The organism is Photobacterium sp., assembly GCF_033720175.1.
In the GTDB taxonomy this organism is placed as follows: domain Bacteria; phylum Pseudomonadota; class Gammaproteobacteria; order Enterobacterales; family Vibrionaceae; genus Photobacterium.
Genome location: NZ_JAWWDA010000007.1, coordinates 96,819 through 121,850, shown reverse-complemented (window position 1 = coordinate 121,850; position 25,032 = coordinate 96,819). Strand labels below are relative to the sequence as shown.

27 protein-coding genes are annotated in these 25,032 nt (G+C 48.1%); 14 read left to right on the top strand and 13 right to left on the bottom strand.

The window, feature by feature from the left end:
- Positions 1 to 100 precede the first annotated feature (100 nt).
- From rpmB to R3289_RS10000, 6 genes are all read left to right on the top strand, one after another.
- Entirely contained in the window at positions 101 to 337 is a 237-nt protein-coding gene (gene rpmB / locus R3289_RS10025; RefSeq protein ID WP_107283510.1) for a 50S ribosomal protein L28, read from the top strand.
- Positions 338 to 353: 16 nt separating this feature from the next.
- The gene (gene rpmG / locus R3289_RS10020; protein ID WP_002535344.1) at positions 354 to 521 is read left to right on the top strand and encodes a 50S ribosomal protein L33; all 168 of its coding nucleotides are present in this window, start codon (positions 354 to 356) and stop codon (positions 519 to 521) included.
- Positions 522 to 674: 153 nt separating this feature from the next.
- Positions 675 to 1,163, top strand: coding sequence for a hypothetical protein (locus R3289_RS10015; RefSeq protein ID WP_318925365.1), 489 nt, complete (start codon positions 675 to 677; stop codon positions 1,161 to 1,163).
- A 23-nt stretch (positions 1,164 to 1,186) separates the two neighbouring features.
- Positions 1,187 to 1,996, top strand: a complete 810-nt coding sequence (gene mutM / locus R3289_RS10010; protein WP_318925364.1) for a bifunctional DNA-formamidopyrimidine glycosylase/DNA-(apurinic or apyrimidinic site) lyase — start codon at positions 1,187 to 1,189, stop codon at positions 1,994 to 1,996.
- A 114-nt stretch (positions 1,997 to 2,110) separates the two neighbouring features.
- Positions 2,111 to 3,454, top strand: coding sequence for a UDP-glucose/GDP-mannose dehydrogenase family protein (locus R3289_RS10005; RefSeq protein WP_318925363.1), 1,344 nt, complete (start codon positions 2,111 to 2,113; stop codon positions 3,452 to 3,454).
- A 77-nt stretch (positions 3,455 to 3,531) separates the two neighbouring features.
- The gene (locus R3289_RS10000) at positions 3,532 to 4,536 is read left to right on the top strand and encodes an NAD-dependent epimerase (RefSeq protein WP_318925362.1); all 1,005 of its coding nucleotides are present in this window, start codon (positions 3,532 to 3,534) and stop codon (positions 4,534 to 4,536) included.
- A 68-nt stretch (positions 4,537 to 4,604) separates the two neighbouring features.
- On the opposite strand, the gene coaD is transcribed toward R3289_RS10000, so the two are convergent.
- Together coaD and R3289_RS09990 are read right to left on the bottom strand one after the other, a co-directional pair.
- Complete coding sequence (coaD, locus tag R3289_RS09995) at positions 4,605 to 5,090, bottom strand: pantetheine-phosphate adenylyltransferase (protein WP_318925361.1); 486 nt, start codon at positions 5,088 to 5,090, stop codon at positions 4,605 to 4,607.
- Between the two features lie 37 nt (positions 5,091 to 5,127).
- Positions 5,128 to 6,174 carry a glycosyltransferase family 9 protein gene (locus R3289_RS09990; RefSeq protein ID WP_318925360.1) on the bottom strand — a complete coding sequence of 349 codons (1,047 nt, stop codon included), beginning with the start codon at positions 6,172 to 6,174 and terminating at the stop codon, positions 5,128 to 5,130.
- A 92-nt stretch (positions 6,175 to 6,266) separates the two neighbouring features.
- Between R3289_RS09990 and R3289_RS09985 the strand changes: the two genes are divergently transcribed.
- On the top strand, positions 6,267 to 6,971 hold the full coding sequence (locus tag R3289_RS09985; RefSeq protein ID WP_318925359.1) for a 3-deoxy-D-manno-octulosonic acid kinase: 705 nt from the start codon (positions 6,267 to 6,269) through the stop codon (positions 6,969 to 6,971).
- Here the strand turns inward: R3289_RS09985 and waaA are convergent.
- Positions 6,956 to 8,254 (bottom strand): lipid IV(A) 3-deoxy-D-manno-octulosonic acid transferase, encoded by a 1,299-nt coding sequence (gene waaA / locus R3289_RS09980; protein ID WP_318925358.1) that lies wholly within the window; start codon positions 8,252 to 8,254, stop codon positions 6,956 to 6,958. The genes R3289_RS09985 and waaA overlap by 16 nt on opposite strands.
- Before the next feature lie 283 nt (positions 8,255 to 8,537).
- Between waaA and R3289_RS09975 the strand changes: the two genes are divergently transcribed.
- On the top strand, positions 8,538 to 9,590 hold the full coding sequence (locus R3289_RS09975; protein ID WP_318925357.1) for a CDP-glycerol glycerophosphotransferase family protein: 1,053 nt from the start codon (positions 8,538 to 8,540) through the stop codon (positions 9,588 to 9,590).
- Between the two features lie 4 nt (positions 9,591 to 9,594).
- Positions 9,595 to 10,371, top strand: a complete 777-nt coding sequence (locus R3289_RS09970) for a glycosyltransferase family 2 protein (RefSeq protein ID WP_318925356.1) — start codon at positions 9,595 to 9,597, stop codon at positions 10,369 to 10,371.
- A 146-nt stretch (positions 10,372 to 10,517) separates the two neighbouring features.
- Here R3289_RS09970 and R3289_RS09965 read toward each other — a convergent pair whose 3' ends face one another.
- From R3289_RS09965 to rfaD, 6 genes are all read right to left on the bottom strand, one after another.
- A complete protein-coding gene (locus tag R3289_RS09965) occupies positions 10,518 to 11,243 on the bottom strand; it encodes a glycosyltransferase family 25 protein (protein WP_318925355.1) in 726 nt (241 codons plus the stop codon).
- Positions 11,244 to 11,366: 123 nt separating this feature from the next.
- Complete coding sequence (locus R3289_RS09960; RefSeq protein ID WP_318925354.1) at positions 11,367 to 12,449, bottom strand: glycosyltransferase family 4 protein; 1,083 nt, start codon at positions 12,447 to 12,449, stop codon at positions 11,367 to 11,369.
- Positions 12,450 to 12,454: 5 nt separating this feature from the next.
- Positions 12,455 to 13,201 (bottom strand): glycosyltransferase family 25 protein, encoded by a 747-nt coding sequence (locus R3289_RS09955; RefSeq protein WP_318925353.1) that lies wholly within the window; start codon positions 13,199 to 13,201, stop codon positions 12,455 to 12,457.
- A 6-nt stretch (positions 13,202 to 13,207) separates the two neighbouring features.
- Positions 13,208 to 14,389, bottom strand: coding sequence for an O-antigen ligase family protein (locus R3289_RS09950; protein WP_318925352.1), 1,182 nt, complete (start codon positions 14,387 to 14,389; stop codon positions 13,208 to 13,210).
- Between the two features lies 1 nt (position 14,390).
- On the bottom strand, positions 14,391 to 15,347 hold the full coding sequence (lpxM, locus tag R3289_RS09945; protein WP_318925351.1) for a lauroyl-Kdo(2)-lipid IV(A) myristoyltransferase: 957 nt from the start codon (positions 15,345 to 15,347) through the stop codon (positions 14,391 to 14,393).
- A gap of 15 nt (positions 15,348 to 15,362) precedes the next feature.
- Positions 15,363 to 16,307, bottom strand: coding sequence for an ADP-glyceromanno-heptose 6-epimerase (rfaD, locus tag R3289_RS09940; RefSeq protein WP_318925350.1), 945 nt, complete (start codon positions 16,305 to 16,307; stop codon positions 15,363 to 15,365).
- Positions 16,308 to 16,426: 119 nt separating this feature from the next.
- Here rfaD and R3289_RS09935 point away from each other — a divergent pair, with 119 nt between their 5' ends.
- A complete protein-coding gene (locus R3289_RS09935; RefSeq protein ID WP_318925349.1) occupies positions 16,427 to 17,074 on the top strand; it encodes a TetR/AcrR family transcriptional regulator in 648 nt (215 codons plus the stop codon).
- A gap of 69 nt (positions 17,075 to 17,143) precedes the next feature.
- Here R3289_RS09935 and R3289_RS09930 read toward each other — a convergent pair whose 3' ends face one another.
- The 3 genes from R3289_RS09930 to gpmM form a co-directional block, all read right to left on the bottom strand.
- On the bottom strand, positions 17,144 to 17,866 hold the full coding sequence (locus R3289_RS09930) for a divergent polysaccharide deacetylase family protein (protein WP_318925348.1): 723 nt from the start codon (positions 17,864 to 17,866) through the stop codon (positions 17,144 to 17,146).
- A 72-nt stretch (positions 17,867 to 17,938) separates the two neighbouring features.
- On the bottom strand, positions 17,939 to 19,087 hold the full coding sequence (locus R3289_RS09925) for a peptidoglycan DD-metalloendopeptidase family protein (protein ID WP_318925347.1): 1,149 nt from the start codon (positions 19,085 to 19,087) through the stop codon (positions 17,939 to 17,941).
- A 16-nt stretch (positions 19,088 to 19,103) separates the two neighbouring features.
- Positions 19,104 to 20,645 carry a 2,3-bisphosphoglycerate-independent phosphoglycerate mutase gene (gpmM, locus tag R3289_RS09920; RefSeq protein ID WP_318925346.1) on the bottom strand — a complete coding sequence of 514 codons (1,542 nt, stop codon included), beginning with the start codon at positions 20,643 to 20,645 and terminating at the stop codon, positions 19,104 to 19,106.
- Between the two features lie 661 nt (positions 20,646 to 21,306).
- Between gpmM and R3289_RS09915 the strand changes: the two genes are divergently transcribed.
- From R3289_RS09915 to cysE, 4 genes are all read left to right on the top strand, one after another.
- Positions 21,307 to 21,747, top strand: coding sequence for a rhodanese-like domain-containing protein (locus R3289_RS09915; protein WP_318925345.1), 441 nt, complete (start codon positions 21,307 to 21,309; stop codon positions 21,745 to 21,747).
- Positions 21,748 to 21,870: 123 nt separating this feature from the next.
- A complete protein-coding gene (gene secB / locus R3289_RS09910; RefSeq protein WP_318925344.1) occupies positions 21,871 to 22,356 on the top strand; it encodes a protein-export chaperone SecB in 486 nt (161 codons plus the stop codon).
- An 18-nt stretch (positions 22,357 to 22,374) separates the two neighbouring features.
- A complete protein-coding gene (gpsA, locus tag R3289_RS09905) occupies positions 22,375 to 23,394 on the top strand; it encodes an NAD(P)H-dependent glycerol-3-phosphate dehydrogenase (protein WP_318925343.1) in 1,020 nt (339 codons plus the stop codon).
- A gap of 192 nt (positions 23,395 to 23,586) precedes the next feature.
- Positions 23,587 to 24,408 (top strand): serine O-acetyltransferase, encoded by an 822-nt coding sequence (gene cysE / locus R3289_RS09900; RefSeq protein WP_318925342.1) that lies wholly within the window; start codon positions 23,587 to 23,589, stop codon positions 24,406 to 24,408.
- Positions 24,409 to 24,462: 54 nt separating this feature from the next.
- Here the strand turns inward: cysE and trmL are convergent, their stop codons facing one another.
- The gene (gene trmL, locus R3289_RS09895; RefSeq protein WP_318925341.1) at positions 24,463 to 24,927 is read right to left on the bottom strand and encodes a tRNA (uridine(34)/cytosine(34)/5-carboxymethylaminomethyluridine(34)-2'-O)-methyltransferase TrmL; all 465 of its coding nucleotides are present in this window, start codon (positions 24,925 to 24,927) and stop codon (positions 24,463 to 24,465) included.
- Between the last annotated feature and the right edge of the window lie 105 nt (positions 24,928 to 25,032).

Sequence of the window (25,032 nt, the reverse complement as noted above, 5' to 3'; positions counted from 1 at the left end):
ATGCGCGACCTTTGATAGCTGTGGTTATATGTGAAAACGCGTTTTCACATTGAATTAACCACGGTAGATATCGAGCTGAAACGATTTGGAGAAGACAGCAATGTCCCGAGTATGCCAAGTAACTGGCAAGCGTCCTGTAACGGGTAACAACCGTTCACACGCACGTAATGCCACCAAGCGTCGTTTTCTGCCGAACCTGCAAACTCATCGTTTCTGGGTAGAAGGCGAAAAACGCTTCGTTAAACTGCGTCTTTCTGCGAAAGGTATGCGTATCATCGACAAGAAAGGTATTGATATCGTTCTTGCAGAGATGCGTGTTCGCGGCGAGAACGTTTAAAGAGAGAGTTTAAAAAATGGCTAAAGGCATTCGTGAGAAGATCCGCCTAGTATCATCTGCTGGTACAGGACACTTCTACACTACCGATAAGAACAAACGTAACATGCCAGGCAAATTTGAGATCAAGAAATTTGATCCAGTAGTTCGCCAGCACGTTATGTACAAAGAAGCTAAAATCAAGTAATTGATTTGAAATTCTTTGATAAAAACCCAGTTTAGACTGGGTTTTTTTATATCTGAAATTCCCCGCTCCCTTCCTTTTTATCTCTACTTTTATACAATTGCTATAATGTTATGATTCAAGCTTATGATATTACTGGGGCCAAGGAGTGCCTGAATGAAACTATCACGCCGCGGATGGAATAATGTAATCATTGCTGCCGTTGTTGGTTTTATTGCAATGGTGCAGCTTCCTGAGCTGATAAAAGAGCGTTTTTCAAATGCATCATCGTCTTCATCGACGACGCCTTCAGCGGCTCTGCGGCGCTTGCTGCCCGAACAGGCGGTGATCACTCAGTTGGTGCTGCCAGACTATCAGCTTATGTTACAAGGTGGTCAGTGGGCCGCTGAGCCGTCTATGCAGTCGGATCTGCCGGCTGTTGTCAATCGCTGGCAAGCTATTGCGGGTACTGCCGTCGATAACGAGACCATAACGCAGTTAAAACCTCAGTTAGCAGCGCCGCGTACCGTCGAAATTTGGCTGACGATGACAGAAGAGCCGGTACGTGTGACTGTGTACCACTTGCCCCAGTTCTGGTTGTTGCAAGGCTGGGAAGGACGATGGCTGGCAATTTCTGTCGATGAGACTTATTTATTTCCTAACTGACAGAAGGCAGTACGAGGATCTCTATGCCTGAATTACCTGAAGTAGAAGTTAGCCGGATGGGGATCACGCCTCATGTGGTAGGCCAGATGGTGACAAAAATTGTTATTCGGAATTCACGTTTACGCTGGCCGATCCCTGAAGATATTCAGCAGATTGAGGGGCAGGTGATCCGCAGTATCAGCCGCCGGGCGAAGTATCTGTTGCTACAGACAGATGCGGGATACGCGATTATTCATTTAGGTATGTCAGGCAGTTTACGGATTTTACCGGCATCCCTACCAGCAGGAAAACATGATCACGTAGATCTGGTTCTCTCAAATGGTGAAGTGCTGCGTTATAACGATCCACGCCGTTTCGGTGCCTGGTTATGGGAGCAGCCGGAGCGACAGCATCCGGTACTCAGTAAGCTGGGACCGGAGCCATTGAGTGATGGATTTACTGCCGAGTACCTGCTTGAGCGGGCGAAAGGTAAGCGCACCGCGGTCAAGCAATTGATTATGGATAATCAGATTGTGGTCGGGGTGGGTAATATCTATGCCAATGAATCACTGTTCAGCGCGGGTATTCATCCGAAGCGTGCGGCCGGCAATATCTCGTCGCAACGTATGGCAATCTTGGTGGCTGAAATCAAAGCCGTGTTGGCGTTTGCCATCAAGCAGGGCGGGACCACCTTAAAAGACTTTAAAAATGCGGACGGCAAGCCGGGCTATTTTGCCCAAGAATTACAAGTCTACGGCAAAGGCGGCGAGCCTTGCCCGCGATGCGACAACATATTGAGTGACATGAAAATTGGCCAGCGTGCTACGGTGTATTGTAGTCACTGTCAAAAATAGAATTCAAGATAGTATGAAGAGAGCGAATCAGCGTTATCTTCATGGTGTCAGCGCCGTATACTCGCCATTAGCGGAGTTGGTGCAAAACCGCTTTAATTATTTTGGGAACAGAGCATGAAAGTTACAGTTTTTGGTATTGGGTATGTTGGCCTAGTTCAGGCTGCCGTTCTGGCGGAAGTTGGCCATGAGGTGGTGTGTGTCGATGTGGATCAGAATAAGGTTGAGAACCTGAAACAGGGTATTATTCCTATCTATGAGCCGGGTCTGACACCGCTGGTCAAAGAAAACTACGAATCAGGCCGGATCACCTTCACCACCGATGCTGAGCTGGGCGTCAAACATGGTCAAATGCAGTTTATAGCTGTCGGTACACCGCCAGATGAAGATGGCTCTGCCGATCTGCAATATGTGCTAGCGGTTGCAGGCACGATTGCCCAGTATATGGATGATTACAAAGTGATCATCGATAAATCGACAGTCCCGGTCGGTACCGCCGACAAAGTACAAGATCATATGGCAAAAGCGCTTGCAGAGCGTGGGGCTGAGATTGAGTTTGATGTGGCCTCAAACCCTGAATTTTTAAAGGAAGGCGCGGCCGTTGCAGATTGTCGCAGGCCTGATCGTATTGTCATTGGTACGGATTCAGAGCGGGTTAGAAAGCTGATGCGCGAGTTGTATGCGCCTTTTAATCGCAACCATGACAAGATCATCTTTATGGATGTTCGCTCTGCCGAACTGACCAAGTATGCCGCAAACTGCATGTTGGCGACCAAGATCTCGTTTATGAACGAAATGTCGAACCTGGCAGAAAAGCTGGGAGCGGATATTGAGCAGGTGCGCAAGGGGATCGGTTCTGATCCCCGCATTGGCTATCACTTTATTTATCCGGGGTGTGGTTACGGAGGTTCGTGCTTCCCGAAAGATGTGCAGGCATTGGTGCGCACGTCTCAGGGAATTGGCTACCGTTCTGAATTGCTGGAGGCGGTAGAACGTGTCAACTATCGTCAGAAAGATAAGCTAATGGCGAATCTGGACCACCACTTTAACTCTGATCTTAAAGACAAAACGATTGCGGTTTGGGGACTTTCCTTTAAACCCAATACCGATGATATGCGTGAGGCGTCCAGCCGGGTATTAATGGAGTCACTGTGGCAGGCGGGAGCCAAGGTTCAGGCCTTTGATCCCGAAGCGATGGAAGAGTGTCAGCGTATTTATGGTAATCGTGACGATCTGTTGCTCATGGGGACCAAAGAAGCGGCATTGCAAGGCGCCGACGCGCTGGTGATCTGTACCGAGTGGACGAATTTCCGTGCCCCTGATTTTGATTTTATTGCGACGACGTTAAAAGAAAAAGTGATTGTTGACGGGCGTAACTTATTTGAGCCGGCATTAATGCAAGAGCGCGGTTTCAATTATTACGCGATTGGCCGCGGCGACAGTATTCGTCCCGTGATTTAAAGACAAATGCCGCTGTTCGTCTCTTTGCTGTCGATGACATAGCGATGAGGTGAACGGCGATAAAAAACAGGCAAAGTATGAAATATCTCGTAACAGGTGCAGCAGGTTTTATTGGTAGTGCGGTAACGGAACGCCTTTGCGACCAGGGCCATGACGTCATTGGTATCGATAACCTGAATGATTACTACGATGTCTCGCTCAAGCATGCGCGTCTTGAACGTGTGGCTCATGAAAGATTCACCTTTATCGAGCTCGATTTAGCCGATCGTGACGGCATGGCGGCTTTGTTTGCCGAGCAGCAGTTTGATCGCGTTATTCATCTGGCAGCCCAGGCCGGAGTACGTTACTCGATTGATAACCCGATGGCCTATGCCGACAGTAACTTAGTCGGCCATTTAGCCGTGCTCGAAGGGTGTCGCCATAATAACGTCAAGCACCTGGTCTATGCGTCTTCAAGCTCGGTATACGGCCTCAACCAAAAGATGCCGTTTAATACCAGTGACAGTGTGGATCATCCGATTTCATTGTATGCCGCAACGAAGAAATCCAATGAGTTGATGGCCCATACATATTCGCATTTGTATGGTGTTCCGACCACCGGATTGCGTTTCTTCACTGTCTATGGCCCCTGGGGCCGTCCTGATATGGCCTTATTCAAATTTACCAATGCGATTGTCAAAGGTCAGGGCATCGATGTGTATAACAATGGCGACATGCGCCGTGATTTCACTTACATCGATGATATTGTTGAAGGCATTATCCGTATTCAGGATGTGATCCCGGAACAGAACAAAGACTGGACGGTCGAGGCGGGGTCGCCTGCAACCAGCTCGGCACCTTATAAGGTGTATAACATCGGCCATGGCAGCCCGGTGAAGCTGATGGACTTTATTGAAGCACTGGAAGAGGCGTTAGGGATTGAAGCGAAGAAAAACTTCATGCCAATGCAGCCCGGCGATGTGTATGCAACCTATGCCGATACTGACGACTTATTTAACGCTACCGGTTATCAGCCCGCGGTGAAAGTGAAAGAAGGCGTTAAGGCGTTTGTTGACTGGTATCGAGCGTTTTATCAGTGTTGATGATCTAATTACCTGAACGGCAAAAAAGGAGGCTGCGGCCTCCTTTTTGCTGGCGGATTGATTAAGGGTTACTTTTGATGAAACTTGGCGTTAAGCGCTGCGGTAATTTGAGGGGCGACGAACTGACTTACATCGCCTTTGTGCAGTGCGACTTCTTTAACCATGGTTGAAGAGAGAAAAGAGTTTTCTTCGGATGGGGTAAGAAAGACGGTTTCCAGTTCTGGCATCAGACGGCGATTCATGTTCGCCAGCTGGAATTCATACTCAAAGTCAGAGACCGCGCGTAGGCCGCGGACTAAGATGTTAGCATTGGATTCCTTGGCGAAATCAACCAGCAGACCAGAAAAACCAACAACTTCAACGTTGGATAAATGCTTGGTGATGGCCTGCGTGAGCGTGACACGCTCTTGCAGATCAAACAGGGGTTGCTTACTGGGACTGGCTGCAATACCGACCACGACATGATCAAACATTGCGGCTGCACGCTCAATTAAGTCAAGATGGCCATTGGTAATTGGATCAAAAGTACCCGGGTAGATAACGCGTGTTGTCATGGTGATCTTCCGTTAAATAAAAATAATTTGTTTAGTGCTAAACCGATGGCGAGATCAGATTGTCGAGTCGGGACTTGACTTGTTCGACACTGATGTCTTGCATTAAGTCATCGCCCTTTACTCGAGTGCCCCAAGGCAGGGCCGCAACAGGTTTACCATGTTGCTGTTCGGCATGTTGATCGTACACGCTCGCCACGTGATCCAGGCTATTGTAAGGCCCGGTCCGGTTCGGATCACTGTGAGCATACAGGCCAATAACCGGTGTTCCCTGGGTGGTAGCCAGGTGAGCAGGACCGGTATCCGGGGCCAAGACAACATCAGCTTGCCCTAATAAGGCCGTTAACTGCTTCAAGCTGGTCTTGCCAATCAAGTTAACGACAGGCTGCCGGCAGTGTTGTTCTATTTTTTTACCCAGCGCTATTTCTCTGGGAGCCGGTGAACCGCATAGCAGTACCTGCATTCCTTTGCTGTTAGCGTAATCGGCAATTTCAGCATATCGCTCAGTGAGCCAGTTACGCTCGTCTTTGCTGGCTGCGGGCGAGATCAGCAGGGTCTGTTTTCCCGCCGTGTATTGCTGAGTAAACCGGACGTCTGCTTCCGCCAGCGGAATATTCCAGCTTGGCGTAGAAAACGGAACCCCGAGGTAACGGGCAAAGTCCGCGAAGTTGTCCAGGACATGGAAGGCTTCGGTTTCTGGCAGGTGCTTGTTAGTAAACAGCCATTGTCCTTCTTTGGTGCGGTTGCGGCTAAATCCGACGCGGTATTTAGCTTTAATGCCCAATGATAGTACACTTGCTCGCAGTGCTGCCTGCATATGGATCAGGGCATCAAACTTTTGCCCTTTTAATGCACGCCATACCGCCTGCATGCCGGCAAGACCGGCTTTTTTATCAAAGCTGACGACGGTTATCCCCGGTAAGTCACCGATGAGCTGGGCTTCTATTTTCCCGGTAACCCAAGTGATCTCTGTTTGTGGCCAGTGGCTTTGGATTGCTTGCACCACGGCAATGGCGTGGCAGACATCACCAATTGCAGATAATCGCAGAATACACAAAGATTTCGGCGAAGTTGAAAATAGCGCCATTGCTGATACCCAATAATGATTTGAAGATGGAATTATGCAGTTCACTCCGGTGATTGTAAAATAACGAAGCGTAACCTGTCAGGAGTTTCACCGTGAAAGAATTGTGTTTTGCTAACCAGCGCATCTGGTTTGACCCGAATTTGTTGCAGGAAGAGCCGGATAAATGTTTTGACCCGGCATTCTGGCAGCAAGGATCAAAAGTGATTGGTTCGGCACAAGGCCGGGGCACAACTTGGTTTGTTGAGGGGAAGACGTTACCGATGGCACTGCGGCATTATCGCCGTGGCGGGCTGTTTGGTAAGCTGGTAGAAGACTCATATTGGTTTCTTGGCTGGAGCAAAACGCGCTGCGCAGAAGAAACGTTATTGCTGCATAAGCTGGCGCAAGGTGGGGTGCGTGTTCCCCGCCCCGTTGCGGCGAGGGCGATCCGCTCAGGGTTAACCTACCGTGCCGATATTCTGGTCGAGAAGATTGATAACGCCAGAGATCTGGTAGCGTTGTTGCAAAAAAACAGCCTTCCCGACTCTGTGTGGCGGCAGATCGGGGCGACAGTCCGAAAAATGCATGATTTACAGGTTTGCCATACCGATCTAAACGCTCACAATATTTTGCTGGATGGTGACGAGCAGGTTTGGCTGATTGATTTTGATAAGTGCTATGAGCAGCCGGGCTCTAAGTGGAAAGAGAAGAATCTGGCCCGCTTACACCGCTCTTTTGTTAAAGAGCAGGGTAAGCGTGGTATCCGGTTTCAGCAAACCTGTTGGCAATGTCTATTGCAAGGTTACGCCGGGGCCTGAATCGAAAGCTGGTGGTTGAGAGCGGTTAATGTTTTGGCCACTGCGCCCTGATTTTGTTTGACCACCTTCAAAGCGGCAGCTCCCATGGCCTGGCATTGCTCAGGGCTCGCAAAGAGTTGCGTTAGCATCTGTCCCAGCTCCCGGGCATCGGCACAGATCCAGACCGCATCGGCGGAGCATAACTGCTCAGTAATGTCGGTAAAATTGTAAAAGCTTGGCCCGGTGAGCGCGGGTTTGCCCAAGGCGGCAGGTTCTAACAGGTTATGCCCGCCGACCGCCGCCCCGATCAAACTGCCGCCCATAAAGGTGATATCAGCAGCGCCCTGGAAGAGCAGCATTTCTCCCATCGTATCGGCCAAATAGATCTGAGTGTCGGTTGAAACCTCTGCATTGGCTGTGCGGCGCACACAGCTAAATCCGGTGTCCGCACACAGCTGTTCAACCTGATTGAAACGCTCAGGATGACGCGGCACGAGAATCAATAAACTGTCCGGGTACTTCTTCAGCACTAACCTGAACGCTTCCAATACTTGCTCATCTTCCCCCTTGTGGGTGCTGGCCGCGACCCATACCGGCCGCTGCGCACCTAACTGGCTGCGAAGATCTCTTGCTTGCTGCTCAATTGAAGCGGAAATCTCGATGTCATACTTTATTGAGCCTGTCACGGTGACATTCTGCTCTTTCATTCCTAACGCTTTAAAGCGCTCCGCATCATCATGATGTAGGCATAAAACATGGTCAATGTTGCGGGCGAGAAGATTGAAGATTGGCTGAAACTGGCGATAGCGAGCCGCTGAGCGGGCGGACAGGCGGGCGTTCATAATCATGATCGGAACGCCTGAGTCGTGAACCGTCGCGAGGGTATTTGGCCACAGTTCGGTTTCCATAATCAGCATTGCAGAAGGGTGTATCGTTTTTAAAAAACCTTTAACACACCATGAAAAATCAAGTGGCATGTAGCGGTGTTCAACCAGATCGCCCAGTTTAGCCACTTGCTCTGCGCCTGTGCTCGTTGTCGTTGTGACGACGATGGGTTGCTCCGGGTTTTGCGCTTTCAAGGCTTTAATCACTGGAATTGCAGCAATAGATTCACCCACCGATACGGCATGGATCCAGATAGGGCGAATGGCAGTGTTTTGGTAGCTAAGCAGTGGCGTAAAGCCAAAATGCTCTTTCCAGCGCTTGCCGAATGACGGCTTTCCTGGTTTTTTCTTATACAGGCCATAAAGCAGAAAAGGGGAGGCGAGGGAAAGTAATAAGGTGTAAAACCAGCGGATGAGCATGGCATGTTCCTTGATATCAGTCGGACAGTTTTCTTGACGGAGTATACCCAAACTACCCCAAGATGCGAGATTCAGAGTTAGATATGGGAATTCAAATTTCAGTGAGTCCTGCATTTTAAGGGGTAGCAATGATGTTGCGAAGGGTCTTAATGACGTTTTACTATTGCTACAACCATGCAAGGGTTAACAGCCATTTTCTGATATGATTACCGCTCAACGAGATCATGCTTTTGTACTTAGGCTTGTTTTATCAAGGCGCTTGTTTACACCGGGACTTTTATACATGCAGCAAACCACTAATAGCTTGAATGATACGCCATCATATCGTTTTTTATTTTATGTCGAACAAAATTATTCCTTTGCTATTTTGCGTCCACTGCAAGCTGTCGCGATTGCTGCTGGCCATCAGGTTAAGTGGTTGCTGGCAGGCGGTGAGGTGTCGAAAGATTTTCTTGCTGACGATGAAGAAGAGCTTCTCACCATCAAAGAGGCCGTAGCTTATAGCCCCAACGCTGTTTTTGTACCGGGGGACCGGGTGCCGTCATTTATTCCCGGCCTGAAAGTGGAAGTGTTTCATGGTTTAAACGAAAGCAAGCGAGGCAATGTATACCCTGAGCGGGGGATGTTCGATCTGTATTGTACCGAAGGCCATGAACGAACTGGTATGCTGGAACCGTTAGCTGAAAAGCGAGGCTATTTCAGAGTTAAAGAGACCGGCTGGCTAAAACTGGATAGTTTATTTAACTTCAAGTCAGAGACAGCATACTCAAGACCTCAGATCCTGTTTGCCTCGACATTCACCCCGAGTTTGTCCTGTGCTGAATCCGTATATGACGAAATTAAGGCGCTAAGCCAGCAAGGTGACTGGCATTGGTTAATCACCTTACATCCGAAGATGGATCCGCAAACGGTTGAGAAATATCGTCAGCTTGAAAGTGATAATTTAACCTTTTTCGATAATGATAAAGTGATTGAACTGCTTCACCGAGCTGACGTGATGGTTTGTGATAACTCCTCGATATTCCAGGAGTTCTTGTTGCTTAATAAACCTGTTGTCACCGTGAATAACCGTGAGGTTCAACCTTGTTTTATTAATATTACTGAGCCAGAAAACCTTGCGTCAGCGATAAGTGATGCATTGGCCCCAAGTAAAGAATTACAAACTCATATTAAACATTATGGCCCAGGTATTACGCCTTATCTTGATGGCCAGTCGGCTCATCGTGTTTTGGCTGCAGTCACTGAAATGCTGACTGAGGGTTGGCAGGATAAAAAGCCGGCGAATATTTTTCGCAACCTTAAAGTGCGCAAGAAAATGGGCTATTGGAAGTGGTAATCACATGCAAAAACATACACTGTCAGTTATTTTAATTACAAAAAATGAAGCCGATCGGGTCGAGAACTGCTTGCGATCCGTCGCATCCGTAGCCGATGAAATCATTGTCCTGGATAGTGGTTCGACAGATGAAACGGTAGAAATTTGCCAGCGTTTTACTGATAACGTCACAGTGACGGACTGGCCTGGTTTTGGTAAGCAAAAGCAACGAGCTTTAGATAAAGCAACTGGTGACTGGGTCTTGTCGATAGATGCCGACGAAGCGCTCGATAGCGACATGCAAAATGCGTTAGTTGCGTTACTTAAGCAGGAGACGATCGATAAAACAGCTTATCGTCTGCCTTGGGGAGTGACCCTTTATGGCAAGACGTTGAAATATGGGCGCAGTGCCCGCTCCGTGTTACGTTTGTTCAAGCGTGAGGGCGCACGCTATACCTTAGATGAAGTGCATGAAACGGTGGTTCCGGCTTCTGGCGATAAAGGTGTCATGCCTGGTTTTCTGTTGCACTACACTCATCGAGATTACGGCCACGGCCTAGATAAAGCGGCTCAGTATGCTTGGCTAGGTGCCCAAAAATATAACCGCAAGGGCAAGAAGTCCCATGGTTTGGTATTGGCACTGCTGCGTGCTATCTGGACCTTCTTCCATATTTATATAATTCGCCGAGGGTTCCTCGATGGTAGTGTGGGTTTTATTATCGCGATGACCTATGCCCAAGTGAACTTTAATAAGTATGTTGGGCTATGGCTGCTTGAGCAAGAGAGCAAAACTAAAAAATAGTGCCACCATTCTTGAAGAGCAATAGAAAGCCTTGCGGTATCATTGTTTGGATGGGCATTAAGGTATACTTGGAGAGAGTAACCGCCAAACTCCAAGTATATCGTATGTCAATGCAAGGGTACGGGAAATGCTGAAGCCGGTTTATTTTATCGAGATAGGTAAAACGAAATCTGGCTGATGAAATTACCTGCCATATTTCTTAATTTATACGCCAGGCAGATAACCCTAGTGCTAATGGACTTCTTCTGACTTCTATTTCTTTTTCCAATGATTGAGTCTTCTCCGCTGGCTGATACAAAATAGGGTTCTAATCCGTAGATGGCTTGTTTATGCATCCAGACATTGCGGATAAACACATCAACGGGAAGACAAAGTTCCTGGCTGTTATCAAGAAACGCCTTTGCCGTCGCTGGAGAAATGGCATAACAAGTGGCACATTGTGGTACTTTCAGGAAATTAGATAATGTCATACCATCAACTGTAGCGACTTTGTACTGAGGTTTTTTATTGGTTGTTTCCATCCGGATAAAACCGTATTTATCGATGAGTTTCTCACAGGCACTGAAAGCCTCAAGCACGCCATCTTTAATCGATAGATCATCTTCAAACACCAGAATAGACTGGTTCAAATCAACGCATTTCTGCCATGCCAGCATGTGGCTCGCGTAGCAGCCTATTTCACCCGGTGCTGCTTTTCTGCCATAATTGAATAGAAATTCTTTTTCATTGTATCTTTCCAGATAAGGATGATTTCCTTTTCTGCCATCAACGCCATCTATAAAATTAAAATTAATATGATGTTTATCAAGGGTATCTGTTACCTTTTTACGTCGCCTTAGGTTATCTGCAAGGCTTATCACAAAAGCTTCCATGTTTTCTTTTCCGAAAGTTATTATTTGTGTATTTAAAGTTGTTATTTAGTCTTTTTAGTTATTCGTATAATAGACTGAATTATTACTGGCTCGCCGCAACGGTACTTACGGCTTTTGATTTTGTTAGCCTTTATTACACAGTTTTTCAAAGTATGCGATGTGCTTATTCACGGTCTGTGCGGCATTGAATTCTTTATCCAGTTTTTGCTTAGCGGCGGCACTGAATTGAGAAATTTTATTTTTATCGGCAATGAGTTTATTCATCGCATCAGCGAAAGCATCGGCATCGCCGGCAGGGACAACAAAGCCGGTTTTGCCATCATCGACCAGCTCCGGTGAGCCTCCCGTAGTGGTCACAACCGAAGTCGTACCGTTGGCCATGGCTTCAATGATGGTGCGCGGCAGGCCTTCGCCGCTGATTGAAGGCTGAACCTGAAAATCGGCCATAGTCATAATTGAAGGGACATCTTTGCGGTGGCCAACTAAGTGAATGCGATCCGCCATCGGGCTTTGTGCGATTTCTTCTAAATGAGGTTCAAAGCCGCTGCCCACCAATAAAAGATGGAAGTTTTCATTTTTAATCGCGTATGTTGCTTTAATTAAAACTGAGATGCCTTTGCTAGGTCTGACATGAGCGGCACACACCGCAATAATATGATCGTCAGTTAATCCGAACTCACTTCTTTGTGTTGCCGGCACCTGATACCAATCCAGTTGGTGGCCTTTATAGATCGTGATCACATTATCTTTGATTTTCCAGACCCGTTTGGCTACATCTCGCCGAACCGCATCTGATACACAAATAATACCGTCTACACGAGGATTCAGGTGGGTCAGGTAGGCACTTGGATCATGACGATATAATCCTCCCGTCGTTCCGCGGTAGGTAATAACCTTTGCCTTGGTTCCGATGCTTGCCAAAATTGCATTGGGAATGGTTTTTGAGTTAAACGCGTAGAAAATATCATATTGGCCCTCTACCAGCTCTTTACGCATTTTCTTAATGGTGTCTAAACAGACCTTTCTTTTTGGATAGCAGTCAATGGTTTTAACTCCATGCGCATTAAACCGTTCAACATATGGCGCATTGCCTTGGGTTAAGACCGTCACTTCATGACCCTGCTTAACCATTTCGATGAACATTTCGGCTTCAGGGCGTACGCTGTTCCAAGCATGATTATATGAGCTGGCAATTAGGATTTTCATAGCACTCACTTATTATTGTTATTGATTTTGAATCGTAAGTTATGGATTTCGCGTTTAATCAGCTCAGTGAGGTTAAACCATTCGCGTTTACAGCGGGTTAAGAAGCTTCTCGGGGCTTTTTTGCCATAGCCAATATCCGATTCAAAGATCGGATCATTGGTCAGGCAAGCTGGTGACGTACCATAACATTCCACGTCATTAATCCAGAAGCGATCCATATAGATATCCACAGCCATGTACCAGCGTGTCGAGTGCTTTAGCATCTTTGTTGCCCCGGCTGGTGTGATGAAGTAGCCTGTTGCGCTCATATGACCTTTGCTAAACTTGCAAATCGTTATTGAATCGAGTTGTTTAACCGGATTGAAACTAAAGCATTTTCTTTTGTTATCAAACAGACGTATACATTCATAGTTATCCTCTAATTGAGGAAGGTGCTGGATGAACGCCTTAAATGCCTTAGGATAAATCAGAGCATCATCTTCAATTACAATAATAGGCTTATTGAGCTCAATACACTGTTGCCAAAGTTGGTAATGACTGGCATAACAGCCAATTTGGCCTTTGCTCAATGATTTACCTCGGTACAGTTGACTGAGACCGTCATCGTACATATCGAACAATGGGTGGTGGCCTTTGTGTCCATTGATGGCAGAAAAAATATGATAATTAACGCCAAGTTCATCAAGCTGCTTAGATATATGAGCTCTGCGATCAGTGGATGATTCTAAATTGATGACAAAAATATCGATCATAATAAATTAATTTTCTTCAGCTTTTGATGAATATGTGGCGAGACCACAAACCAATAACAGATACATAAACAGAGTTTGTCCATGGTTTAGCGGGACATCGGTTAAGGCTGCTATCGCGAATAATACTACCAGACCGATAATTTTATAGCGTTTACTTGATGGCTGCTTGTTGAGCTGAGTCAAGGGCACAACGAGTATCAATAGCATTAAAGCCAGACCAATCACGCCATTTTTGATCAGGCGGTCTAAATATTGGTTGTGATAGTGTGCAGGCTTAAAACGGTATAATGTTTCGGAAACTAACTCCTTTTTGTACAAAGATTGAAATTTATCGCTTTGAGAATCGCCGGTGCCGAGCAACCAGTCATTACTCAACAGGTATGGGCTGAGTTGCCACATTTGTAGCCTTAATCCAATCGACGTATTGAGGTTGCCGGCAATTATCTGCTTTGCCTCATGTTGTGTTTGTTCTATACGCTGCTCTAGCTGAGGTTTTAATGCAAAACCAGCCGTAAAGGTCATGGCCAGTCCGACTGTAATAAACTTCCAGTTTATTTGTTTACTTCTGAAGTGAAGCAGTAACATTAAGCCAGAAGCTATCCCAAATCCCAACCAAATCCCGCGGGTTTGACTGAATATAATGGCAGTAAGGCTAAATATTAACGAAATAATTGAGAGAACAAGCTCCGTTCTATTGCTGTGCTTCATGACCTGCGCAAGGGCGATGATGCCAATAGAGGCACTCAGTGTTGCCTGTGGAATGGCATTTATTGGCCAGTTGCTTCTAATCAACTCAGCAACTTGGCTGTAATAAATGGCAAAACCAGCACATGCAATAGCACCTATTAGGGTTAAACCTTGCAAGAGCCTGGGTGTTAGTAAATGTCTTGGGAAACAGAGCAACAATAGTGAAGCGCCGAGCAATGAGCGTATTTCCCGTGAACTTAGTCCGTGATAGTGATAGCTGAAAAGAGCATACCCGGTCGTGATTAACACTACCCACAGTGTTTTATCGCGCTTCAAGTTCTCTTTAATCGAGTCCAGACCATGGCTTATTAATGTTGCAATGATAGAAATGACGATCATAGCGATCATGGGTTTATCACCGCTTCTCATCACAAGCATTCCGCTGAACAGCCAAATAAAAGGCAGCAGGATCAGAAAGTGGGTTATAGCTTTTTTATTCATACTACTTTGTCACCTGATAAGGATTTTCCCCACCGTTCGGGCGGGTTTTCAGTAACCGTAAAATCCACATGTATTGCTCGGGCTTAACGCTAACGTAATCTTCGATACAGGCGTTCATGATACGGGCGTCTTGCTCTTCGCTCTCGCTCGGGAAGGGGGCGAGTGCTGGCTTGATGTCTATTTCGTATTTGCCAGTGTCATTATTGTACACGGCAAACAGTGGGACAATCTTTGCTCTACTTAGTTTTGACAGCCGTCCCAGACCCGAAATGGTTGCCTTGGTGGTGGCAAAAAAATCGACAAACACACTGTGTTCCGGGCCGAGATCTTCATCTGGCAGGTAATAGCCGAAGTAGCCCTCCTTGATCGAGCGGATAAAGGGCTTAATCCCCGCGCTTCGTTCATACACGCGCCCGCCATATTGCACTCGCTGTTTATGCATTAGCCAGTCAGAAACCTGGTTTTTCTGTTTTTTTATCATTCCCACCACGGGCAGGCCGCGAGAGGCAAGCAGTACTGCGGGCACATCAATGGCCCAGGTATGGGGAGCGAGCAAGATAGCATTTTGACCTTGGTCTTTTAATGCTGTCAGGTGCTCTTCACCACGAATAATGGTGTTGTTCTCCAGCCACTGGCGATTACGTACCGACAGCGAGGGAAACCCCATCAGGAAGGTACCTGCGGTGATAATGCTCTGCAGCAGTATCGCCTCACGTTCTTGTTCTGATTTTTCAGGGAAGCACATTTGCAGGTTTACCCGGGCACGGCGGTTGGCTTTGCTGTTTAGCTTCACGGCTTGTTTCGCAAATCCGGAGGCAAGTGCCCGGCGGACTGAATGAGGAAACAGGCAGATCAGGGTCGCGAGAGCTACCGCCAGCCAGGTTCCCCAGTATTTAGGGTGCAAGAAAGACCAGGAAAACGCCGGGTTATAAGCTTGCTTGTCATCATGTTCTGTCATCGGGATAGTTCAACGTTACTTATTAAAAATGGCCATGTACTCAGCCACGCCTTCGGCAACTGACTTGAACGGCTGGTTATAACCCGCCGCACGAAGCTTGGTCAAATCTGCCTGAGTAAATGTTTGGTAACGACCTTTCAGGTGCTCTGGGAATGGGACTGTGACTACTTCGCCTTTGCCATGGTGTTTGATCACCGCATCGGCGACGGCCTGGAATGATTCGGCATGGCCGGTGCCGCAGTTGAAGATACCCGACACGCCTTTTTCAAGGAACCACAGGTTGACTTTACACACGTCACCCACATAGACGAAATCACGTTTGAAGGTCTCGGAACCTTCGAACAGCTTTGGGTTTTCACCGGCTTTAATCTGACTGTTCAGATGATAAGCCACAGACGCCATGCTGCCTTTGTGCTGTTCGCGCGGGCCATACACATTGAAGTAGCGAAAGCCTGTAATTTGAGACAGTGTTTCGCCATGGACTTCTGCATCCTGCCAGATGCGGCGAACATAATTATCAAACTGCTGTTTTGAATAACCGTAGACGTTCAGGGCACCTTCATACTGTTTTTCTTCAATGAAGCCGTGATCGCGACCGCCATAGGTGGCAGCAGAAGAGGCGTACAGAAATGGGATCTGGCGCTCTAAGCAAAAATGCAGCAGCTCTTTAGAGTACTCATAATTGTTCAGCATCATGTATTTGCCGTCCCACTCGGTAGTTGCCGAGCAAGCCCCATGGTGGAAGATGGCGTCGATTGGGCCGAATTCATCGCCAGCCATGATCTGGGTGATGAAATCTTCCTTATCCATGTAATCAGCGATATCGAGGTCAACTAAGTTAACAAATTTAGTGCCGTCTTTGAGGTCATCAACCACTAGAATATCGTTATGACCTTGTTCATTCAGGGCCTTAACGATATTGCTGCCGATCATGCCGGCGCCGCCAGTTACAACAATCATGGGTTATCCTAATGCTAATACATTGATCGAACGGCTTTCGTTAGCCACCGTTACAAATATCGGTTATGAGTTATGATAATATCAAGCGATAGCCATTGGGTGAAGGAAGTGAGAAGCGCATGAAAACCCGCGACAGAATTATTCAGGCCGCACTGGAACTCTTTAATGAGAGTGGTGAGCCTAACGTTACCACCAACCATATAGCTGCTCATTTGGGGATCAGCCCCGGCAATCTCTATTATCACTTTCGCAATAAGGAAGAGATTATACACTGTATCTTTGATGAATACGCCCGCGATCTGAGTATTCGTTTTCAGCCCCAGGCAGCATTTGATGCGACGGCAGAAAGTTTGCTGGCCTACCTGGATGCCGTGTTTATGTTGATGTGGCGCTATCGTTTTTTTTACGCCAACCTGCCAGATATTCTTAGCCGTGATCAGGAGTTGCAGAGGAAGTATTTACAAGCTCAGGAAGAATTACACAGCAATATCATGGCATTGATGAGCAGCTTCAAAGAGAGTGGACTGCTGGATCTGGACGAAAATGAGCTGTTAAGCCTGGCTAACACGCTAAAATTAGTGGCATCGAGCTGGATTTGTTATCAGACCACTCAAGTCCCGGGCGCTAAAATCACCAAAGGGGTGATTTATCAAGGGGTATTACAGATGCTAAGTATTGTCCGTCCTCTGACGACGAGTGAAGGAAAACAGCGGGTGCTCCAGCTCGAGTCGCATTATTGTGATCAGGTACAGCGTGACGTATCGTAATAGCCGGTTTCTCTGTCGTCGGCCTTTAATATCCCGCCGCTGACAGTATGGTAAAGAGTCAAATTGGTGCTACATCTGCAGATACAGCTCTGATAGCCGCACCAGTCTGACCTGCTGCTTCTCTACTTCAGGCAACCACTGTTGCAGCGTCTCCAGAGTCTCGGGATAGGGGTGGCCAATGGCTACCACATAACCCTCCTTCCGGGCCCGTTTCAGGGCTGATGCTAACTGTTGTCGGATAAATTCCCGGGTGCGGAAGTGATCGAGAAAAATATGGCGGCGCAGTGCGGGCACACCGTTGGCTTGCGCCCGGTCGAATGCCACGGTCTGGCTGGTGGTTCGGCTATCCAAAAAAGAGAGGCCTTGTTCTGCGAGCACCGTCATCACCCAGTCCATCGCTTGGGTATTCTGGGTCAGTCCGCTTCCCATGTGATTATTGATGGCTATCGCATTGGGGACGCGGCTGAGAGCATGGCGCAACGTTTGCTGTAGTTCTTCCCGGAGCATACCGGCGGTCAGTGTTGTCAGTTCTAACGGGGCCTGCCGTTGTGGCTGCATGGGCATATGCAGTAACGTATCCCGGTTTTCTCGTGCGGCCTGATGCGCGGTGGCCAAATCAAAAGGAGTATCGGGCAGAATGGAGATGCTGATTTCAGGTGGTAACGCAGAGAGCTGGAGCGGCATGGCCTGATAGCCTAAATCATCGATCACGATCGCTAACCTGGCCGCCGGGACGGGCCTTGCCATAAGTAGAATGATCAAAAAAGAGAAACAAATTGCGTTCCGTCGCATGTCGTCGTTCCTGGTAATCTTTGTGGTTGAGCTTAGGCTCCCTGATTTTGCAATCAGGATAGGCTGTTAGGGTTATTTTGTTAGCCAGTTTCTTGGATTTGTCGGGGTCCCTTTACGGCGGATCTCAAAGTACAGGCCCGAACGTTCCTGACCGCCGCTGACACCCACCAAGGCGATGGCTTCGCTTGCCTGTACGGTGTCGCCGACTTTTTTCAGCAGGGTTTGGTTATAGCCATAAAAACTCATATCACCTTTACCGTGATCGATAGCGAGCATTAAGCCGTAGCCGCGCAGCCAATCGGCAAAAACCACCTTTCCGGAATACACGGCCTTGACCTGACTGCCGGAAGGTTTACTGAGCACCATCCCTTTCCAGTGTAATTCGCCTTTCTGAACCGAACCGTAAGTATGGAGTACGGCGCCTTTCACCGGCCATGGCAGCTTACCCTGATGTTGGGCCAGACCGTCCATCGGGATTTGCCGGGCAGCTTTCGCTTCGGCTTTTGCCTTGGCAATTTCTGCCAGCAGGCGTTTTTCGTTGGCGTGCAGCTCAGTGAGGTAGTGGTTATCGGAGTTAATCTGATTTTTAATGCTGGTAAGGGTCTTCTTGCGGTGCTTTTGCCTCGATTCTAAGGTGCTTTTTTCGGTTTTCAGCTGAGTAAGTAAGATCTGCTGTTGCTGGCGTTGCTGGGCTAATTCATGGTGCTTGAGCTGTAACTCGGTATTGGTCGCCGCTAACTCATTAAGTGCCTGGCTCCGCGCCTGGCTTAACCGCTCGGCGTAAACCGACATCCGATCGAGCTCCGTACTTTGCTGGCCACTTAGCAGGCTCGCCAGTTGATCGTTTTTTCCTTGCCGATATTGGGTATCGAGCAATTCTTTCAGCATTTCCTGCTGGCCGACCTGTAACTGCTGGAGCTTAGTCTGATCGCGCTCAAGCTGGTTGATGGAGCGGTTGAGCGTGTTGAGCTGGTTGTCTGCCTGGTGAATTTTCTTCGCCGTTTGTGCAATGTCCAGCTCTTGTTGTCTGAGCTCTTTTTGCAGGGTGTTGAACTGGGTCTGCTTACTGCCAAGTTGGTTCTGCTGGCGTGAGATTTCCTGTTTGACGCCATCCAGCTGATTTTTACTGGTTGCGACGCTTGGCTGAGAAAACATCAGGCATAATAAAGCGCCAGTGCATAATGCACTGGCGCGGATAGTATGGTTTAGGTGTGTGATCATATCCCGCATGGGGGGATTATTTCAGATCAAACAGAACCTGACCAGTCATCTCTGCTGGGATTTCGAGATCTGACAGGCTAAGCATGGTTGGTGCTAAGTCAGACAGTTTTCCGCCGTCTTTCAGAGTCAGGTCTTTGTTGCCCACATAAATCAGCGGTACCGGCAGGCTGGTATGCGCGGTATGAATACCACCGGTCTCAGGGTTGATCATCATTTCAGCGTTACCGTGATCCGCGGTGATTAACAGCTGGCCATCGACAGATTTAATCGCTTCGACAACCTGACCAATACAGCTATCAAGCGCTTCACAGGCTTTAACTGCCGCGTCGTATACGCCCGTGTGGCCAACCATGTCGCCATTCGGGTAGTTACAGATAATGGTATCGAATTCGCCGCTTTTGATTGCGGCAACCAGCTTCTCGGTCAGCTCTGGCGAACTCATTTCTGGCTGGAGATCGTAGGTGGCAACTTTTGGTGAAGCGACCAGTGAGCGTGTCTCACCGTCAAATTCGTCTTCCACACCGCCGTTGAAGAAGAAAGTCACGTGAGCGTATTTCTCTGTTTCTGAAATACGTAGCTGCTTTTTGCCTTTCTTCGACAGCCATTCACCCAAAGTGTTTTCCAGGCTTGCCGGTGGAAACGCTGCTGGAAGGTTAATGTTTGCAGCGTACTGAGTCAGCATCACGAAATCAGCCAATGCCGGCGTTTGTGCACGTTCAAAGCTGGTAAAATCGGCTTCAAAAGCACGGGTGATTTCACGAGCACGGTCAGCACGGTAGTTCATGAAGATAACCGCATCGCCATCCGCCATGATTGCCGCTTCCTGGCCTTTAGCACGGATTTCAGTTGCTTTAACGAACTCATCATTTTCATCACGGGTGTAAGCATCTGTCAGGCCCGCAACCGCAGAATCAACCGTGAACTCAGCTTTCGCTGCTGTTAGCAGATTATAGGCAACCTCGACACGATCCCAGTTGTTGTCGCGGTCCATGGCGTAGTAACGGCCAATCAGGGAAGCCGTACGACCTTTGCCCAGCTTTGCAAATAGTGCATCGAAACGCTCCAGTGATGCCTGTGCGCTACGCGGCGGAGTATCACGACCATCCAGGAAGCTATGCAGATAGATTTTTTCTGCCCCGCGCTTTGCGGCCATTTCGATAGCTGCGGCAATGTGGTCTTCGTGGCTGTGAACGCCACCCGGCGACATCAGGCCCATGATGTGAACCGCTTTTCCGGCCTGAATTGCTTTATCCATGGCATTAACCAGCGCTTCGTTTTCGAAGAAGTCACCGTCAGCAATAGACTTAGTAATACGAGTCAGATCTTGATAAACCACGCGACCGGCACCGATGTTAGTATGACCAACTTCAGAGTTACCCATCTGACCATCAGGAAGACCGACATCCAAGCCGGAGGCTGAGATCAGTGTGTTTGCTTCGTTTGCAATCAGAGCGTCCATTACTGGTGTCTGAGCGTTTGCAATTGCATTGTTTTCATTGTCTTCGCGATAGCCCCAGCCATCCAGGATCACTAAAGCCAGTGGCTTTTTAGCAGACATAGGTTGTCCTCTCATAAGTTAAAAATCTGATACCAATTACATTAAACATCTGATGTTACGGAAAATGTTTCAGGCAATGGGTATGGAAGATTGTAATTTTACTACAACTATTGCCATAAACTGTAGGGTAAGATCAAACAATGTTGTCAATAAATTGTTATCTTCCTACATAAAATATATTCATTTATTGCTCTGAGTGTAAGCCCTGCGTCACAGTTTTTTCTATTTCATTGATTGGTAGGAGCTTGTTTACCTCTTATACTATACCCAAACTGCCTCAGGTTGCTTGGTTCAGAGCTACCTCAGGGGATGATGTTCAAGGTAAGCGAGTAAAGGTCTAGCCCTCTATGCCAATCTCGTTTAACACTGACTTCATTTCCAGACAAGCGCCCGAAGGGCGAGTATCACTGGCTTTTATTATTCGTTAGGTGTTTTTTAAAGGAACCACTCTTCATAAAAATGCCTGCCTTGCCTAAAAGCCAATGAATCCTGCAACTTGGCGTGGTTTGGGTATATGAGCACGGGAGCAAGTGAGCCAGTGCGCGGAATTGTGGACTGCTGCTGTTACAAGGCAGGCGACGCAGGTATACTCAGATTCCTTTTTGAGCCGAGTTTAGCCCTACTCTTGGATGTTTAGTTTTAGGTATATAGAGCGAAAGTCATGCAGCAATATATAGATTTTGTTACAAGTAATCCTATTTTATCCCTTGCCTGGGTTGGCCTGGTTGTGGCGATCATTGCGTCAGTTGTGAAGCAAAAGGCCGCTAGCTACACCGTGGTGGCGCCTAACGAGGCGACGGTATTGGTCAATCGCGAAAATGGTGTGTTTATCGATATTCGCTCTCGAGACGAGTATCGCCAGGGCCATATTGCTGGCGCACTTCACATTTTGCCAAGCCAAATTAAAGAACAGAATATTACTGATCTTGAAAAATACAAATCGGCCCCAATCATTGTGGTATGTAAAACAGGTCAGACAGGGCAAGAGAGCGCAAATCTGCTGAGTAAAGCCGGTTTTGAAAACGTTAACCTGCTAAAAGACGGTCTGATTTCCTGGAATGAAGCCAATCTGCCACTTATCCGCAGCAAAGGTAAGAAGTAACTGGCAGGAAGTAACATCAGGTTATCGTTAATAATTTTCGCAGCTTGTGATGCTTTCAGGCCACCGTTGCGAATGTATGAATCATCTCATGTGATGAGATTGTAAAGATAAAAGGACTCAAAGATGGCTGAAGCAGCAAACAACGAAGCACAACAAAACTTCCAGATCCAGCGTGTATTCCTGAAAGATGTTTCTTTCGAGGCACCTAACTCACCGGACATGTTCCAGAAAGAGTGGAAGCCGGATGTGAAACTGGATCTTGATACCCAAAGCCGTGAATTAGGCGAAGGTACTTTCGAAGTTGTGTTACGTCTTACTGTAACTGTGAAGAATGCTGAAGATACGGCGTTCCTATGTGAAGTTCAGCAGGCCGGTATTTTCACTGTAGCAGGCATGGAAGCATCTCAGCTAGCACATTGCCTGGGTGCATTCTGCCCGAATATCCTGTTCCCGTATGCACGTGAAACCATTTCCAGCCTTGTTGTGAAAGGGACGTTCCCACAATTGAACCTGGCGCCGGTTAACTTTGACGCACTGTTCATGAACTACCTGCAAAATCAGGCTGAAGCCAATAAAGCTGAGCCTAATACCACAAGCACTGAAGCTTAATCACGACTATAAGCCGATATGAATCAGAACGCGACGAACAATGCGATCACAATGACCGTACTCGGTGCCGGCTCGTACGGTACCTCGCTGGCCATTTCTCTTGCCCGTAATGGTGCCAATATCATCTTATGGGGGCATGAGCCGGAGCACATGGCACAGCTGGAAATGGATCGTGCCAATGAAGCGTTTTTGCCAGGTGTACCGTTTCCTGAGTCGCTGATTATCTCAGCGGACTTGGAAGCTGCCGTACAGGCAAGCCGTGATTTACTGGTTGTCGTACCCAGCCATGTCTTTGGCGAGGTACTGACTAACGTAAAACCTTTCCTGCGTGATGATTCACGTATCTGTTGGGCCACCAAGGGACTGGAGCCTGAAACCGGACGCCTGCTGAAGGACGTTGCGGTTGAGGTGCTGGGTGATAAGGTGCCATTAGCCGTTTTATCCGGTCCGACCTTTGCGAAAGAGCTGGCGGCGGGTATGCCGACCGCGATTGCGGTTTCATCTCCGGATGATGCGTTTGTGCGTGATCTTCAGGAGAAGATCCACTGCAGCAAAACGTTTCGTGTCTACAGCAATTCCGATTTTATTGGTATGCAGTTGGGTGGCGCCGTCAAAAACGTCATTGCAATTGGTGCCGGTATGTCTGACGGCATCGGCTTTGGTGCCAATGCCCGTACTGCGTTGATCACCCGCGGCCTGGCGGAGATGTGTCGTCTTGGTGCTGCGCTGGGTGCCCAGCCGGAAACCTTTATGGGGATGGCGGGACTCGGCGATTTGGTACTGACTTGTACCGATAACCAATCCCGTAACCGCCGCTTTGGGCTGGCGCTGGGGCAGGGTAAGTCGGTCGAGCAGGCTCAAATCGATATTGGTCAGGTCGTCGAAGGGTACCGCAACACCAAAGAAGTCTGGGCCCTCGCTCAGCGTTATGGTGTTGAGATGCCGATTTCCGAGCAGATATATCAGGTACTGTATCAAGGTAAAGATGCCCGGGAAGCCGCGAAAGACTTGCTGGCTCGTGAGAAAAAATTCGAATAGCGGCTATTTTGCATCGCTACTTCGTTAGTAAAAGCAACGTGGGCTGAAAAGCACGCGTTGTTTTTTTTTCTAAGCCCGTTAAAGTTAAAAGGTCATGGTGACACCAATCAGCACCATTCTCTGTTTGTTCAGATGATTATGCTGACAGTATGAGTTATTACGAGATTATTAAATAGATAAGCAGAGGGCGATGTGAGGGAATGTCAACAACATGAGGTCTGGCAGGCCATCAAGCAAGAAGCGAGAGAGCAGTCAGAACAAGAGCCGATGTTAGCCAGCTTTTATCATGCGACGATTATTAAGCATGATAACTTAGCCTCAGCACTGAGTTATATTCTGGCCAATAAACTGGCCACCCCATCGATGCCGGCGATGGCTGTTCGTGAGGTGATTGAGGAAGCCTTCGCGGCCGATTGCATGATCACAGAATCGGCCGCCTGTGATATCCGGGCGGTGGTCGAGCGTGACCCTGCGATAGACATGTATTCAATCCCTCTGTTGTATCTTAAAGGGTATCACGCCTTGCAGGGCTACCGTGTTGCGAACTGGTTGTGGAAGCATGATCGTGTCGCCTTGGCCGTGTATTTGCAAAACCAGATCTCAGTGACCTGTCAGGTCGACGTGCACCCGGCGGCGACGATTGGTCAGGGCATTATGTTTGACCATGCTACCGGTATCGTAGTGGGTGAAACCGCAGTGATCGAAAATGATGTCTCGATCCTTCAGGGCGTCACACTCGGCGGTACCGGTAAAGAAAGTGGCGACCGTCATCCGAAGATCCGTGAAGGGGTGATGATTGGTGCCGGCGCCAAAGTACTGGGAAATATCGAAGTCGGGGAAGGGGCCAAAATCGGCTCCTGTTCTGTGGTTCTCAATCCGGTGCCGCCACACACCACGGTCGCGGGTGTGCCGGCCAAAATTGTGGGGCGCCCGAGCAGTGCTAAGCCATCGATGGATATGGACCAACAATTTAATGGCAGTGACAAGACCTTTATTGCGGGTGACGGGATATAAACCAGAGACGAGAGGCGAGTTACGCTCGCTTCTCGTCACTCATACACGCCCCTTTTAGACCGAACCTTTAAATCCCAATTGGCGCCATGCCTCATAGCCAATGATGGCCGCTGCATTGGACAGGTTCAGGCTACGGCTGTCAGGGTGCATGGGAATACGCAGACGCTGTTCAAGCGGCAAGCTTGCAATAAATTCTGCCGGCAATCCACGGGTTTCAGGGCCGAAGATCAAGACGTCGCCTTCTGAAAATTGGGCATTGGTATGGTAGTTAGTGGTTTTCGTGGTACACGCAAACAACCGGCGGCCAGCCATCGCTGCCATGAACGCGGTAAAATCCTTATGTCGATGGACATGGGCCAGATCATGATAGTCCAGACCGGCACGACGCAATTTTTTCTCTTCCAAATCAAAACCTAAAGGCTCAATCAGGTGTAGGTTTGCACCGCAATTTGCGCATAACCGGATAATATTCCCGGTGTTAGGGGCGATCTCAGGTTCGTAAAGGGCAATATTAAACATATTTTTTAGAAGGCGCGCTGCTGGAAATTTGGGTTATTGTGACAAGGGTGGGAGTAACAAGCAAATTGTTTACTTGTTACTCTTATTCACCAAGTTCGAGCTTAG